The 13,496-nt window shown below is 73.2% G+C and carries 13 protein-coding genes and 1 pseudogene; 8 read left to right on the top strand and 6 right to left on the bottom strand.

The window, feature by feature from the left end:
• The first annotated feature begins 139 nt into the window (after positions 1–139).
• Together ACQP12_RS28040 and ACQP12_RS28045 are read left to right on the top strand one after the other, a co-directional pair.
• On the top strand, positions 140–535 hold the full coding sequence (locus ACQP12_RS28040; protein ID WP_357938234.1) for a hypothetical protein: 396 nt from the start codon (positions 140–142) through the stop codon (positions 533–535).
• Positions 528–991, top strand: a pseudogene (locus tag ACQP12_RS28045) (hypothetical protein). The gene ACQP12_RS28040 and the pseudogene ACQP12_RS28045 overlap by 8 nt, the downstream one beginning before the upstream one ends.
• On the opposite strand, the gene fabG reads toward ACQP12_RS28045, so the two are convergent.
• Together fabG and ACQP12_RS28055 are read right to left on the bottom strand one after the other, a co-directional pair.
• On the bottom strand, positions 964–1,722 hold the full coding sequence (gene fabG / locus ACQP12_RS28050) for a 3-oxoacyl-ACP reductase FabG (RefSeq protein ID WP_433283218.1): 759 nt from the start codon (positions 1,720–1,722) through the stop codon (positions 964–966). The pseudogene ACQP12_RS28045 and the gene fabG overlap by 28 nt on opposite strands.
• Positions 1,723–1,777: 55 nt before the next feature.
• Complete coding sequence (locus ACQP12_RS28055; protein WP_357938238.1) at positions 1,778–3,430, bottom strand: alpha-amylase family protein; 1,653 nt, start codon at positions 3,428–3,430, stop codon at positions 1,778–1,780.
• A gap of 71 nt (positions 3,431–3,501) precedes the next feature.
• Between ACQP12_RS28055 and ACQP12_RS28060 the strand changes: the two genes are divergently transcribed.
• A complete protein-coding gene (locus ACQP12_RS28060) occupies positions 3,502–4,101 on the top strand; it encodes a DUF1349 domain-containing protein (protein WP_433283220.1) in 600 nt (199 codons plus the stop codon).
• A 93-nt stretch (positions 4,102–4,194) separates the two neighbouring features.
• Positions 4,195–4,857 (top strand): DedA family protein, encoded by a 663-nt coding sequence (locus tag ACQP12_RS28065; protein WP_433283221.1) that lies wholly within the window; start codon positions 4,195–4,197, stop codon positions 4,855–4,857.
• A gap of 10 nt (positions 4,858–4,867) precedes the next feature.
• Here ACQP12_RS28065 and ACQP12_RS28070 read toward each other — a convergent pair whose 3' ends face one another.
• From ACQP12_RS28070 to ACQP12_RS28085, 4 genes are all read right to left on the bottom strand, one after another.
• Positions 4,868–6,433 (bottom strand): cellulose binding domain-containing protein, encoded by a 1,566-nt coding sequence (locus ACQP12_RS28070; protein ID WP_357938244.1) that lies wholly within the window; start codon positions 6,431–6,433, stop codon positions 4,868–4,870.
• Between the two features lie 135 nt (positions 6,434–6,568).
• Complete coding sequence (locus ACQP12_RS28075) at positions 6,569–7,993, bottom strand: carbohydrate-binding protein (protein ID WP_357938246.1); 1,425 nt, start codon at positions 7,991–7,993, stop codon at positions 6,569–6,571.
• 77 nt (positions 7,994–8,070) lie between these two features.
• Entirely contained in the window at positions 8,071–8,814 is a 744-nt protein-coding gene (locus ACQP12_RS28080) for a YidC/Oxa1 family membrane protein insertase (protein ID WP_433283223.1), read from the bottom strand.
• A gap of 120 nt (positions 8,815–8,934) precedes the next feature.
• The gene (locus ACQP12_RS28085) at positions 8,935–9,204 is read right to left on the bottom strand and encodes a DUF6412 domain-containing protein (RefSeq protein ID WP_433289498.1); all 270 of its coding nucleotides are present in this window, start codon (positions 9,202–9,204) and stop codon (positions 8,935–8,937) included.
• 313 nt (positions 9,205–9,517) lie between these two features.
• Between ACQP12_RS28085 and ACQP12_RS28090 the strand changes: the two genes are divergently transcribed.
• From ACQP12_RS28090 to ACQP12_RS28105, 4 genes are read left to right on the top strand one after another with little or no spacing between them, the layout of a single operon-like run.
• On the top strand, positions 9,518–10,666 hold the full coding sequence (locus ACQP12_RS28090) for a carboxylate-amine ligase (protein ID WP_433283225.1): 1,149 nt from the start codon (positions 9,518–9,520) through the stop codon (positions 10,664–10,666).
• Between the two features lie 40 nt (positions 10,667–10,706).
• On the top strand, positions 10,707–12,086 hold the full coding sequence (locus ACQP12_RS28095; RefSeq protein ID WP_433283226.1) for an FAD-dependent oxidoreductase: 1,380 nt from the start codon (positions 10,707–10,709) through the stop codon (positions 12,084–12,086).
• A gap of 19 nt (positions 12,087–12,105) precedes the next feature.
• Entirely contained in the window at positions 12,106–12,540 is a 435-nt protein-coding gene (locus ACQP12_RS28100; RefSeq protein ID WP_433283227.1) for a hypothetical protein, read from the top strand.
• 57 nt (positions 12,541–12,597) lie between these two features.
• A complete protein-coding gene (locus ACQP12_RS28105; protein WP_433283228.1) occupies positions 12,598–13,470 on the top strand; it encodes an aminoglycoside phosphotransferase family protein in 873 nt (290 codons plus the stop codon).
• The last annotated feature ends 26 nt before the right edge of the window (positions 13,471–13,496 follow it).

Below are 13,496 nucleotides of genomic sequence, written 5' to 3' on the forward strand. Positions count from 1 at the left end.
GTACGCCGGTGGCCGTGATCCACGCTAGTCGCCCGGCCGGGCCGGCGCGCCGCGACCCCGCCGGAGAGCCGGTCGACGGTGGCTACTACGACGATTAGTAGGCTGTGCCGGTGAACTCGACTGCGCCGGAACGGCGTCGATGACCACCGCGGCGGCGGGCGGCTCGCCGGTGGACGGGATCCTCGCGACGGCCTCGATCGTGCTGTCGCTCCTCGTGGCGGTCTGGGCCCTGGTGGCGGCCGTACGCCACCGTGCGCCGGACCGGCTCCAGTTCGTCGGCCTGGCCGTGCTGGAGGTGGCCCTGCTGGCGCTCACCGTGGTGGCGCTGGTCGCGCTCGGCGACGGCGAGCGGCCGGGCGAGCCGGGGGCGTTCTTCGGCTACCTGGTGACGCTGGTCTGCCTGCCGCCGCTGGCCTGGGTGCTGGCCCGGATGGAGCCGACCCGGTGGGGCTCGGCGATCGTCTGCGCCGTCTGCCTGGTCACCCCGGTGGTGGTGGTCCGGTTGCAGCAGACCTGGGAGGTCGTCGGTGGCTGAGCAGCGGGCGACGAACCGGGGGCCGGGCCGGTTGCTGATCGCGGTCTACATCCTCTTCGCCATCGCCGCGACCTCGCGGGCCGGGCTCCAGATCGCCACGAAGTTCGACGAGGCGCCGGTGGCGTACCTGCTCTCCGCGCTCGCCGCGCTCATCTACATCGTGGCGGCGGTCGGGCTGGCCCGGGCCGGGCACGCCGGCCGCCGGGTCGCGCTGGCCTGCTGCTCGGTGGAGCTGGTCGGGGTGGTCGGTGTCGGCATCCTGAGCCTGGCCGACAAGGAGCTGTTCCCCGACGAGACGGTCTGGTCGGGCTTCGGCAGCGGCTACGGCTACATCCCGCTGGTGCTGCCGGTGCTCGGCCTGCTCTGGCTCTGGCGCACCCGGCACGACCCCGCCTGAAGGGGCCGCGCCGGGTGACGCGTTCAAGGCCTCAGTCCTTGGGCCCGCCGGCGACGTAGATGACCTGGCCGGACACGAAGGACGCGCCCTCGCTGGCCAGGAACGAGATGGTGTGCGCGACGTCCTCCGGGCGGCCGGTGCGGCGCACCGGGATCTCGGCGGCGGCGTGCTGCTGGAGTGCGGAGAAGTCCACCTTCATCCGGGCCGCCGTGGCGGCCGTCATGTCGGTGACGATGAAGCCGGGCGCCACCGCGTTGACGGTCACCCCGAACGGGCCCAGCTCGATGGCGAGGGTCTTCGTGAAGCCCTGGAGGCCGGCCTTGGCGGCCGAGTAGTTGGCCTGGCCCCGGTTGCCCAGCGCCGAGGTGCTGGAGAGGTTGACGATCCGGCCCCACTTCCGCTCGACCATGTGCTTCTGGGTGGCCTGGCTGAACAGGAACGCGCCGCGCAGGTGCACGCCCATGACGGTGTCCCAGTCGGCCTCGGTCATCTTGAACAGCAGGTTGTCGCGGAGCACGCCGGCGTTGTTGACCAGCACGGTCGGCGCGCCCAGCTCGGCGGCGACCCGCTCCACGGCGGCCTCCACCTGGGCCCGGTCGGACACGTCGGCGCCGACGCCGAGCGCCCGCCCGCCCGCGGCGGCGATGGCGTCCACGGTCTCCTTGGTCGCCGACTCCTCGATGTCGACCACGGCGACGGCCATGCCGTCGGCGGCCAGCCGCCGGGCGGTGGCCGCGCCGATGCCGCGCGCGGCTCCGGTCACGATGGCGACGCGGGGCTCCTCCGACATGATTACCTCCCGGTAACTTGGGCTCGATCGAAGGAGCTTAACGCCGGGCCCGCCGTCAGAGGCCGCTGCCCCGGCAGATCCGGATCCACCGGTAGCCGTAGCCGGCGAGCTTCAGCCGGTCCAGCTTGCCGACCTCCTCGTAGTTGCGGTCGGTGAACACGTCGATCGGCAGGTCGGCCTCGGGGGCGAGGACGCTCAGGTCGACCTCGGCGTCCTCGGTGCCGAGGTTGTGCAGGAAGACCATGGTCCCGGTCGGCCCGTCGGCCCGGTGCGCCAGCACCCCGGGCGGCATCGGCACGTCGATGTGGCTGGTGCTCCCCGAGCCGATCTCCGGGGCCTCCCGGAGGGTACGGATCATCCGCTCGAACCAGCCCAGCAGCGACCTCGGGTCCTTGCGCTGGGCGGTCACGTTGACCTTCTGGTAGCCGTAGTCGCCCTTGTCGAGCACCGGGCGGACCAGCTTCTCCGGATCGGCCGTGGAGAAACCGCCGTTCTCCTTGTACGACCACTGCATGGGGGTGCGGATCGCCTCCCGGCCGGGCAGCGACAGGTCCTCGCCCATCCCGATCTCCTCGCCGTAGCGCAGCACCGGCGTGCCGCGCAGCGAGAACTGGAGCGCGTACGCCAGCTCGATGCGCCGGCGGTCGTTGCCGAGCATCGGGGCCAGCCGGCGGCGGATGCCCCGGCCGTAGAGGCGCATGTCCTCGTCCGGGCCGAACTGCTCGTACACCTGGTTGCGCTGTTCGGCGGTGAGCCGCGACAGGTCGATCTCGTCGTGGTTGCGCAGGAAGGTGGCCCACTGCCCGCCCTCGGGCAGGGCCGGGGTGTCGCGCAGCGCCTCGATCACCGGCTCCGGGTCCTGCCGCGCCAGGGCCAGCATCAGCCGCCCGTTCATCATGAAGTCGAAGAGCATGTGGATCCGGTTGGCCGAACCGCCGCTGTCGCCGAAGTAGACCGGCAGCTGGTCGGGCTCGACGTTCGCCTCGGCGAGCAGGACCGCGTCCCCCCGCCGCCACTGCACGTGCTGGCGCAGCTCGGTGAGGAACTCCATGTCCTTGGGCGAGTTCGGGTTGCCGGCCTCGGTCAGCTCGATGATGAACGGCACGGCGTCCATCCGGAAGCCGGAGACGCCGAGCTGGAGCCAGAACGACATGACCTTCTTGATCTCGGCCCGGACCTCGGGGTTGGCGACGTTCAGGTCCGGCTGGAACTTGTAGAAGCGGTGGTAGTACCAGGCCTTCGCGGTGCGGTCGTAGCTCCAGGTCTCGTTCTGCTCGCCGGGGAAGACCATGCCCTGGTGCCGGTCCGGCGGCGCCTCGTCGCTCCACACGTACCAGTTGCGGTACGGAGAGTCGGGCGAGGAGCGGGCGGACTGGAACCAGGGGTGCTCGTCCGAGGTGTGGTTGACCACCAGGTCGATGATCACCCGGATGCCCCGGTTCCGGGCCTGGTGCAGCAGTTCGGCGAAGTCGCCGAGGGTGCCCAGCTTCGGGCTGACGTTGTAGAAGTCGGTGGCGTCGTAGCCGTCGTCCCGGTTCGGCGACGGGTGGATGGGGTGCAGCCAGAGGCAGGTGACCCCGAGCCGGGCGAGATAGTCGAGACGGCCGATCAGGCCGCGGAAGTCACCCACCCCGTCGCCGTCGGAGTCGGCGAACGTGTCCACGTCGAGGCAGTAGACGACCGCCTCCTGATACCACCTGTCACCCATGCCTCGTCTACTTCTCCGGCCGGCGGCTGCGGCAAACCCACGGCCCGGCGCGCGCCCGGTACGGTGCCGGCATGACCGCCGACACGCACCCCCTCGACTGGTCCGCCGGCACCTGGCTCAACCCTCCGGAACGGGCCGAACCGGCCGGCGGTGCGCTGCTGGTCGAGCCGCGCGGGGGCAGCGACTTCTGGCGGCGGACCAGCTACGGCTTCGTGCACGACGACGGCTCGGCGCTGCTCGCTCCGTTCCCCGTGGACAGTGCCGTGGAGGTGGGCTTCCGGCTCGACTACACGGCCCAGTTCGACCAGGCCGGAGTGCTGGTCCGGGTGGACGAGCGGCGGTGGACCAAGGCCGGTGTGGAGGTCAGCGACGGGCAGCCGCAGGTCGGCGCGGTGGTCACCGACGAGCTGTCCGACTGGTCGGTGGCCCCGGTGCCGGAGTGGTCGGGGCGGGACGTGACGGTCCGGGTCAGCCGGGCCGGGGACGCGCTGACCGTCCGCGCGCGGGTGGAGGCCGAGCCGTGGCGCCTGGTCCGGGTGGCCCCGCTGGACCCGGGGGCCGAGGCGGTGGCCGGGCCGTACTGCTGCTCGCCCAGCCGGGGTGGCCTGGTGGTCCGGTTCACCGGCTGGCGGCGGGGGCCGGCGGACGCCGCGCTGCACCCGGAGGGTTGACCCCGCGGTCGGTGGGCCCGATCACCGGCAGGTGTGACCGGCCCGAGTCGGGGTACCGGTTACGGATCCCCGGCACCGCGCGGAAGGACGCCCATGGCACTCGCCCAGAACGTCGACCCGAACGAGTTCACCGGGCTGACCGGCTGGGTGGCGACCGTGATCGACTCGTTCGGTGCGGTCGGGGTGGCCCTGCTGGTCGCCCTGGAGAGCATCGTCCCGCCGATCCCGAGCGAGGTCGTGCTGGCCATGGCGGGCTACCTGGCCGCCGAGGGCCGGTTCAACGTGGTGCTGATCGTGCTGGCCGCGACGGCCGGTTCGCTGCTCGGCGCGCTGGTGCTCTACTGGCTCGGCGCCGCCCTCGGCGAGGAACGGCTGAAGCGCTGGCTGGACCACATCCCGCTGGTGGACCGGGACGACCTGGAGAAGGCTGACCGCTGGTTCGAGCTGCACGGCCGGTGGGCGGTCCTCGTCGGCCGGGTGGTGCCGGTGGTGCGCAGCCTCGTCTCCGTGCCGGCCGGCGCGAACCGCATGCCGCTGGGCGAGTTCATCCTGCTCACCACGCTGGGCAGCGGGGTGTGGAACGGGCTGATCGTCGGGGCCGGTTTCGTCCTCGGCTCGCGGTGGCAGGACGTCGACCGCTACAGCCACTGGTTCAACTACGCGATCTTCGCGGTCTTCGCCGTGACGATCGCGAGCTGGGTGGTCAAGAAGGTGCGCCGGCGGCGCGCCCGGCGGTCGGTGACCGCCGGGCGCTGACCGGGCGGGATCAGAATCCCGCGGTGATGCTGGTGAACTCCCAGGTGTTCTGGGCGATGCCGGAGCAGTTGGAGACCACCCCGCCGCCCGGGCAGGGCCGGTCCCGGTTGACCGACCAGAAGGTGAACCGGGCGAGCCCCCGGGCCTTGGCCCAGTCCCGGATCTGGGTCCAGGTGGCCGGCGTCGTCAACTCCTGCTGGTCGGAGAGGCCGTTCATGCCGGAGATGCCCATGTGGGCGTAGGCGGTGGCGTCGGACCAGCCGAAGGCCGTCTTCAGCGCGTTCTTCAGGCCCTCGGCGGCGTTGACCGTGCTCTGGTACATGTTCGCGCCGCCGCCGAAGTCGAACGGCATGATGGTGAAGACGTCGATGTTGGCACCCCTCGCGGCGGCCTGGTTGATCAGCCGGGTGCCGTAGTACGACGGTCCGGTGGTCGAGGTGCCGAAGGTGACGATCGTCTTGATCCCCGGGTTGTTCTGCTTGACGATCTTCAGGGCGTCCAGGATCCGGTCCTGCACGACCTCGTTCTCGAACTCGTCGCTGTTCTCGATGTCGATGTCGATCGCCTTGAGGTTGTAGGCGTTGATGACCTGCTGGTACGCGCCGGCCAGCGCGCTGGCCGAGGAGCAGTTCGGGCCGAGCTTGTTGCCGCTCCAGCCGCCGAACGACGGGATGACGTCGCCGCCGGCCGCCTTGATCGCGGCGATGGTGCTGGCGTGCGCGCCGCCGGTGAGCGGGCCGCTGCCGTCCCAGGCCGGGGTGCAGCCGCCGCCGGACAGCACGAACGCGATGGTGAACCACTTGATCCCGGTCGCGCCCATCACCGTCGACGGCGCGGGCGGGTCACCCCAGCCCGGGTAGAGGTAGGGCGCGGCGGCCATCGCGCCGCCACCGCCGCCCGTGCAGCCGGTGGTGGTGGCCGACACGGCCGCCGACTTCGCCGACTCCCCGCTGGCGTTGTACGCGGCCACCGTGTAGCTGTGCCCGGTGCAGGCGCCCAGCCCGGAGACCGTGGCCGAGGTGCCGGTGACGGTGGCCTTCACGGTGCCGCCCTCGTAGACGCGGTAGCCGGTGACCGTGCCGGACACGGCGTTCCAGGCCAACGAGACCGAGGTGTTGGTGGTGCCGGTGACCCGGAGGCCGCCCGGGGTGGCCGGGGCGCCCGGGTTGCCGCCGCCCCCGCCGGTGCACGAGCCGCCGTTGACCGTGCAGTTCACGGGGTCGCCGGTGCCGCTGACGATGAAGCCGAAGCTGGTGCTGGCGCCCGGGGCGAGGGTGCCGTTCCAGGACTGGTTCACCGCGGTGACGTGCTGGCCGGAGGTGGTCAGCCGGGCGTCCCAGAACGAGCCGAGGGTGCTGCCGGCGGGCAGGTCGAACTGGACGTTCCACGAGGAGATGCCGGCCGAGCTGTTGTTGGTGACGGTGAACTTGGCCTCGTACCCGCTGCTCCAGGTGGAGGTGCGGACGAAGGCGGCGGTGGCGGCGGAGGCGGGCGGCGCGGCCAGCACGGTGCCGGCGACCAGGGCGGCGGCGAGCGCGACGGCGAATGTCGCCAGGCGGGTGGAGCGGAGTCTCACGGCGTCCTCCAGGGGACCGTTGTGGTGGAGGGTGGGCATTTACGACCGTCGACGTGCGCTCATTATTAAGACTGTTAACTGTTTCTGTCCAGAGGCAGACCGGGGGTCCCCCGCGGGGACCCCCGGGCCGGCCGCTCAGCGCCGGAAGGTGAACCAGTTGACGTTGACGAAGTCGGCCGGCTGTCCACTGCTGAAGGTCAGGTAGACGGTGTGCCGGCCGGTGACGGCGGCGACGTTGCCGGGCACCGAGCGCCAGCTCTGCCAGCCGCCGGTGTTGGCAACCGCGAAGCTGCCGATCGGCGCGCTGGTCGGGCTGTCGATCCGCACCTGGACCAGCCCGCTCACCCCGCCCGGCGCGCCGGAGGCGACCCGGGCCACGAAGTCCTTCGGCGGGGTGGCGCCGAACTCCACGTTGTCGTAGCGGGCCCAGTCGCCGTTGGCCAGCCAGCCGATGTCCTGGCCGCCCTCACCGCACGGCTCCACCTGCACCCCGTTCTGGCCGCTGAACGCCTCGGCCTGGATGGTCGAGTACGCGTCCACCGCTCCGCCCGGCGGCGGCGTGGTCGGCGTCGGCGACGGCGTGCCGCCGCCACCGCGGGTGTAGGCGGCCACGTAGTCGACCACCATGGGCCGGCCGGAGACGGTCGACGCCGTGGGCGTGGCGGACCCGGCCACCCCGTCCGGGAAGCCGCCGCCCATCGCCACGTTCAGCAGCATGAAGTAGCCGCTGTGGTTGGTCATCTGGCTCCAGTACGGCTCGCCGACCTGGTTCTGGCTCACCGTGTGGAAGAGCTGGCCGTCGACGTACCAGCGCAGCTGCTGGGGGCTGATCGAGGCGTCCCACTCGAAGCGGTAGGTGTGGAACGCCGACTGGCAGGCGCTGCCCGGGCAGGCGCGCGAGGCGCCGATGCCGTTGAACTCGTTGCACGGCCCGCCCGGGGCGACGCCGCAGTGCAGCACCCCCCAGACCGAGTTGATGCCGTTGACGTTCTCCATGATGTCGAACTCGCCGATGCCCGGCCAGTTCTGGTAGTTGCCCCGGTAGGGCGAGCCGAGCGCCCAGAAGGCCGGCCAGTAGCCGGCGGCCTGCGCGCCGGTCACGTTCGGCATCTGGATGCGGCCCTCCAGGGCCAGGACTCCCCCGGACGGCGGCTTGAAGTTGGCGCGGACCGTCTCGATCCGGGCCGAGGTCCACCGCCCGGAGCCGTCCTTGAGCGGGGTGATCCGCAGGTTGCCGGCGCCGTCGTGGGCCAGGTTGGCGGTGCTGGCGGTGTAGGTCTGGATCTCACCGGTGCCCCAGTTGGCCGGGCCGCCCGGGTAGCTGGTGCCGGTGTCGATGATCCAGTTGGCGGAGGAGGGCAGGGTGCCGGCCGCGCCGGTGAAGTCGTCGCTCCACACCAGGCTCCAGCCGGAGGGCGGCGGCGGCACGGCGGCGTGCGCGGTCATCGTGACGGTCGCGAGGGCGGTGGTGGTGGCGAGCACGGCGGCCGCCAGGGAGAGCCGCCGGCGGGACCGGCGCACGGCGGAGGGGGCGGCCGTGGCCGCCGGGACAGGATTCATCGGGGTGCCTCTCTGCGGGGACGGGCAGGAGAGAGCGCTCTCTGAGAGCGATTTCTACGCGCCCGCCCCCACAGTTGTCAACGTGCGTCGATACCTTCGGGCTGAGGCCGGCGCAGCACCACCTGCTCCAGCGCCGTCCACGCCGTCGTGGTGACCAGGTAGAGCACCGCCGCGAGCGGCACCACGAGCGCCACCAGCACCGTGGTGAAGGGCAGCAACGGCACGAGCCGGCCCAGCACCGCGGCGCCCGGGCCCTCGGTGGGCGCGCCGGCGATGGTGCCCGTGGCCGCGGCCGCCCGGCGGGCCCGCCGCGACGACCACCAGGCCAGCACGAGCAGGGCCGCCACCAGCACCCCGAAGACCGCCACCACCGGGCCGGTGAGCCCGTCGCCGAGATGCCAGCCCAGGGGTACGCCGGCGAACCGCTCGTGCAGCAACTGAGGGTGGCCGTCACCGGTGGCGAAGACGCGGTACATGACCAGGAAGAACGGCGCCTGCAACAGCGCCGGCAGGCAGCCCGCGACCGGGCTGGCACCGGCCCGCCGGTAGAGCGCGAACAACTCGCTCTGCAGGCGGCCGGGGTCGTCGGCGTACCGCCGCTGGAGGTCGCGGACCTCGGGGGCGAGCGCCGAGCGGCGCCGCTCACCGCGAACCTGGGCCAGGGTGAGCGGCGAGATCAGCAGCCGGACCCCGATGGTGAACAGGACGATCGCGGCGGCCGTCGCGGCCCCGCCGGCCAGCGGGGCGAGCGTGCCGGCGAGCCAGGTGACGACGCCGGCGGCGGCGGACGCCGCGGCGTGCAGTGGTGCGAAGGCGAGCATGGGAAGACCCCTCGGTCCGATTCCGGATGCCCCGGCGGGACGACGCGTCCCACGGGACGGATGACGACGGAACCGGCCGCGCGGCGAGGATGCGCCGGAGGACAACCCGGCGCGAGGCGGCTACGCGGCCGAGGGGCGCAGCCCGGGCGCGCGGGGCCGCGGCCGCCCCGGTGCGTCCGGATCGACCTGGCGGGGCACCCGGCGCTGCCGGGCCCGGGCCCGCAGGGCGAGCGCGAGCCGGCCGGCGCGCGGCGTGGGCAGCGCCCGGACCCGCAGCGCGAGCAGCGAGGCGAGCAGCAGCGCGGCGGCCACCGCCGCGCCGGCCAGCAGGCCGGCCGGGCGGTCCGCGAGCAGGGTGAGGGCGTACGCCCACGTCCCCGTCACCAGCATCCCGACCACACGCCGACTCTAGAACCCGCTGTCACGTCCCGGTACGCGATCGCCGGAGCGACCGCCCGCCCGGCGCCGGTCGTCACCGTCCGCGACGTGGCGCCGAGGACGGGCGCGGCCGTCGGCAGCCACCGCCCGGCCGGTCGTCGCCGGGCGGAATCCCTTCGGCACCGGGCCGGGTGACCCACGAACGGGGGACGTGAACCGGCGCGTAGCCGACGACACGCCGCCCGGCGCGTTTCCCCCCGCCGACACGGTGGGTAACAGGGCATCGACCGCGCGGCACGGTGCCGCGGCCGGTACGGAGTGGACGGTGGTCTCGATGAGCGGGTCAGTGGCGGAGCGGGAACGGAGCGCCGCACCGGGCGGCACGGACCTGCTGACAGTCGGCGTGGAGGAGGAGTTCCTGCTCGTCGACCCGCACACCGGGACCGCGGTGCCCGCCGTCGACCTGGTCATGGAACAGGTGCCGGCCGAGCTGCGGGGCCAGGTGGAACGGGAGTTCCAGACCAGCCAGATCGAGATCGGCAGCCCGCCCGGGCTGGAACTCTCCTCGATCCGGCACTCGCTGGCCATGCTCCGCGCCGAGCTGGCGGCAGCCGCCGAGCGGGCCGGCGTCCGGCTGCTGGCCATCGGCACCGGGCCGGTGGACGGGCCGGTGCCGCCGGTGGTGGACAAGCCCCGCTTCGACCGGATGATCGAGCGGTTCCGGCTGCTCGTGCCGGGCCCGGGCAACAACGGCATGCACGTGCACGTCGGCGTCCCGGACGCGGAGACCGGGGTGCAGGTGCTCAACCACGTCCGGCCCTGGCTGCCGATCCTGCACGCGGTCACCGCCAACTCCCCGTTCGCCAAGGGCGAGGACACCGGCTACGCGAGCTGGCGCTCGGTCGAGTGGGAGCGCTGGCCCTCGGTGGCGCCCACCCCCTGGCTGGAGTCGCACGAGCACTACGAGCGGCTCATCCGCCAGCTCATCGCCAGCGGCGTGATGCTCGACGAGGGAATGCTGTACTGGTACGCCCGGCTCTCCGCCAAGTACCCCACCGTGGAGATCCGCATCGGTGACGTCTGCCCGACCGTGGACGACGCGGTGCTGGTCGCCGCCCTGGTCCGGGCCCTGGTGGCCACCGCCATGACAGAGCTCGCCGAGGGCCGGCCGGCCATCAACACCGACCACCACCTGCTGGTCGCCGCGCACTGGCGGGCGGCCCACGACGGGCTGGAGGGCGACGGCGTCGACCTGACCGACGGCGAGCTGCGCCCCGCCTGGGAACTGCTGGCCGGGCTGGTCGAGCGGGTCCGCCCCGAACTGGAACGGCACGGCGACCTCGACCGGGTGACCGACCTGCTCGGCGGGCTGCGCCGGCACGGCAGCGGGGCGGCCCGGCAGCGGGCGGTGTTCGCGCGTACCGGCAAGCTGGTCGACGTGGTCGCGGACGTGGCCCGGCAGACCCGGGGCTGAGCGCCCCCGCCGGCGCGGCGCGCGTGACAGGATGGGCGTCGTGGCGGAGCGGATGGTCGTCGTCGGCGGGGACGCCGCCGGAATGGCGGCGGCGTCCCAGGCCCGGCGCCTCCGCGGCCGGGACGACCTGGAGATCGTCGCCTTCGAGCGCGGCCACTTCACCTCCTACTCGTCCTGCGGCATCCCCTACTGGATCAGCGGGCTCGTGCCGGATCGGGACCAGCTCATCGCCCGCGACCCGGCCACCTTCCGGGACCGGTTCGACATCGAGGTCCGGCTGCGGCACGAGGTCACGGCCATCGACCTCGACCGCCGCGAGGTGGTGGCGCGGGATCTGGACGGAGGCGGCGAGGTCCGCGCCGGCTTCGACACCCTCGTCTACGCCACCGGCGCGACCCCGATCCAGCCCGAGTGGGCGCGGGGCGGAGTCGCCGGGGTGTTCGGCATGCAGACCCTCGACGACGGCAGCGCCCTGCTGGACTGGCTGGAACGCGAGCCCCGCCCCCGCCGCGCCGTGGTGGTCGGCGGCGGCTACATCGGGGTCGAGATGGCCGAGGCGCTGCTGCACCACGGGCTCTCGGTCGACCTCGTCGAGCAGGCCGACCAGCCCATGTCCACCGTGGACCCGGACATGGGCGAGCTGGTGGCCGAGGCGATGCGCGGCACCGGCATCGGCATCCGCACCGGCCTGTCCGTCACCGGCCTTGACGAGCGGGACGGCCGGATCGCCGCGGTGGTCACCAGCGAGGGGCCGATCCCGGCCGACGTCGTGGTGCTGGGCCTGGGCGTACGCCCGAACGTCGCGCTCGGCGCGTCCGCCGGCCTGCCGATCGGCCCGTCCGGGGCGATCCGTGTCGACCGGCGGATGCGGGTGCCCGATGCGCCGGGCGTCTGGGCGGCCGGCGACTGCGTGGAGAGCCTGCACCGGGTCAGCGGCATGCCCATGCACATCCCGCTCGGCACCCACGCCAACAAGCAGGGCCGGGTCGCCGGGATCAACATCGGCGGCGGCTACGCGACGTTTCCCGGCGTGATCGGCACGGCGGTGACCAAGGTCTGCGAGCTGGAGGTCGGGCGCACCGGCCTGCGCGAGCGGGACGCCAGGGCGGCCGGCTTCGAGTTCGTCACCGTGCTCGCCGAGTCGACCAACCGGGCCGGCTACTACCCGGGCGCCCGGCCCATGACGGTCAAGCTGATCGCCGAGCGGCCCAGCGGCCGGCTGCTGGGCGCCCAGATCGTCGGCTGGTCCGAGGCGGCCAAACGGATCGACGCGCTGGCCGTGGCGCTGTGGAACAACATGACGGTCGACGAGATGACCGCGCTCGACCTGGGCTACGCGCCGCCGTACGCCCCGGTCTGGGATCCGGTGCTGATCGCGGCCCGCAAGGCCGTCGACGCCCTCGCTTACTCCGGCCGGTAGGGCGAGGAGAGGCGAAAGGATGAGCATCACGGGCCACGTGATCTTCGACCCGGACCACTCCATGCGTCTCGTGCTCACCGGGCCGGACGGCCCGGTCGACGTCGGCAGCACCCGGCGTTCGGCGGACCTCGGGCGGATGGCCGAAGAAGCGGCTGCTCGCCTGTACGGATCCGCGCGAGTGGACATCTCGCTCGTCGTCGACCGGCCGCCCTGGTTGAGGGAAGGGATGATCGTGCGGCACTCCGCACCCGATGACCCCGGTGCGAGGGTCGAGCATCCCTATGGCCAGATCGTGGGATTTCTTCCGGTGGGCGGAGTGCTCGTATGGCATCCCCGGACGAGTGCCGGCGTGCACGCCCCGGAGGACCTCGTCGTGTGCTCCCCGGCGTCCGTCGATCCCCGCATCGTCCAGGAGATGGTCACGCGAACCGGCATTGCGCCAGTGGCAGGGTGAGACGCGACGGTCGTGCCCCGACTCACCGGCAGCCAGAGAAGGCACGAGGATGGCCGGATGCGGATGGAGATCCCCGAGGGGTTGCGCTGGACCGAGCGGACGCCGGTCGGCCGGGCCTGGCTTGCCGAGTTGCCCGACCGGTTGGCGGACTGCGTGGCGCGGTGGGGGTTGTCGGTCGGCCCGCCCTTCGCGTACGCGTTCGCGTCGCTGGCCCTGCCGGCGGAGTTGCCCGACGGCACCCGGGCGGTGCTGAAGCTCCAGTACCCGGACGACGACAGCGTGCACGAGGCGACCGCGCTGGCGCACTGGGCCGGCCGGGGAGCCATCGGGCTGCTGGCCCACGACGCCGAGCGCCGCGCCCTGCTGGTCGAGCGTTGCGACCCCGGCACCCCGCTGCACGAGCTGCCCCCGGACGCGGCGCTGGACGTGGCGGTCGGGCTGCTCCCCCGGCTCGGCGTGCCGGCCGGCCCGCCGTTCACCCCGCTCGCCGAAGAGGCGGCCGGCTGGGCCGAGCGGATGCCGGCCAACTGGGCACGCCTGAACCGGCCGTACGAGCGGCGGCTGCTCGACGCCGCGCTCGGGATGCTCGCCGACCTGGCGCCCACCCAGGGCGCGCAGGTGCTGGTCAACCAGGACCTGCACGCCGGCAACGTGCTGGCGGCCGGCCGCGAGCCGTGGCTGGTCATCGACCCGAAGCCGCTGGTCGGTGAGCGGGAGTTCGCAGTGGTGCCGCTGGTGCGCGGCCCGGAGCTGGGCCACTCCCCGGCGGCGGTGCGGCACCGGCTCGACCGGCTCAGCGCCGAGCTGGGCCTGGACCGGGAACGGGTCCGCGGCTGGGCGGTCGGTCAGACCTTGGCCTGGAGCATCGGCGAGGACCAGGTCTTCCCGCAGCAGGTCGAGACGGTCCGCTGGCTGCTCGGCATGGCGTGACCGGTCCGCGCGGGCGGTCCACGTCA

The organism is Micromonospora sp. CA-244673 (assembly GCF_050948395.1).
GTDB lineage: Bacteria > Actinomycetota > Actinomycetes > Mycobacteriales > Micromonosporaceae > Micromonospora.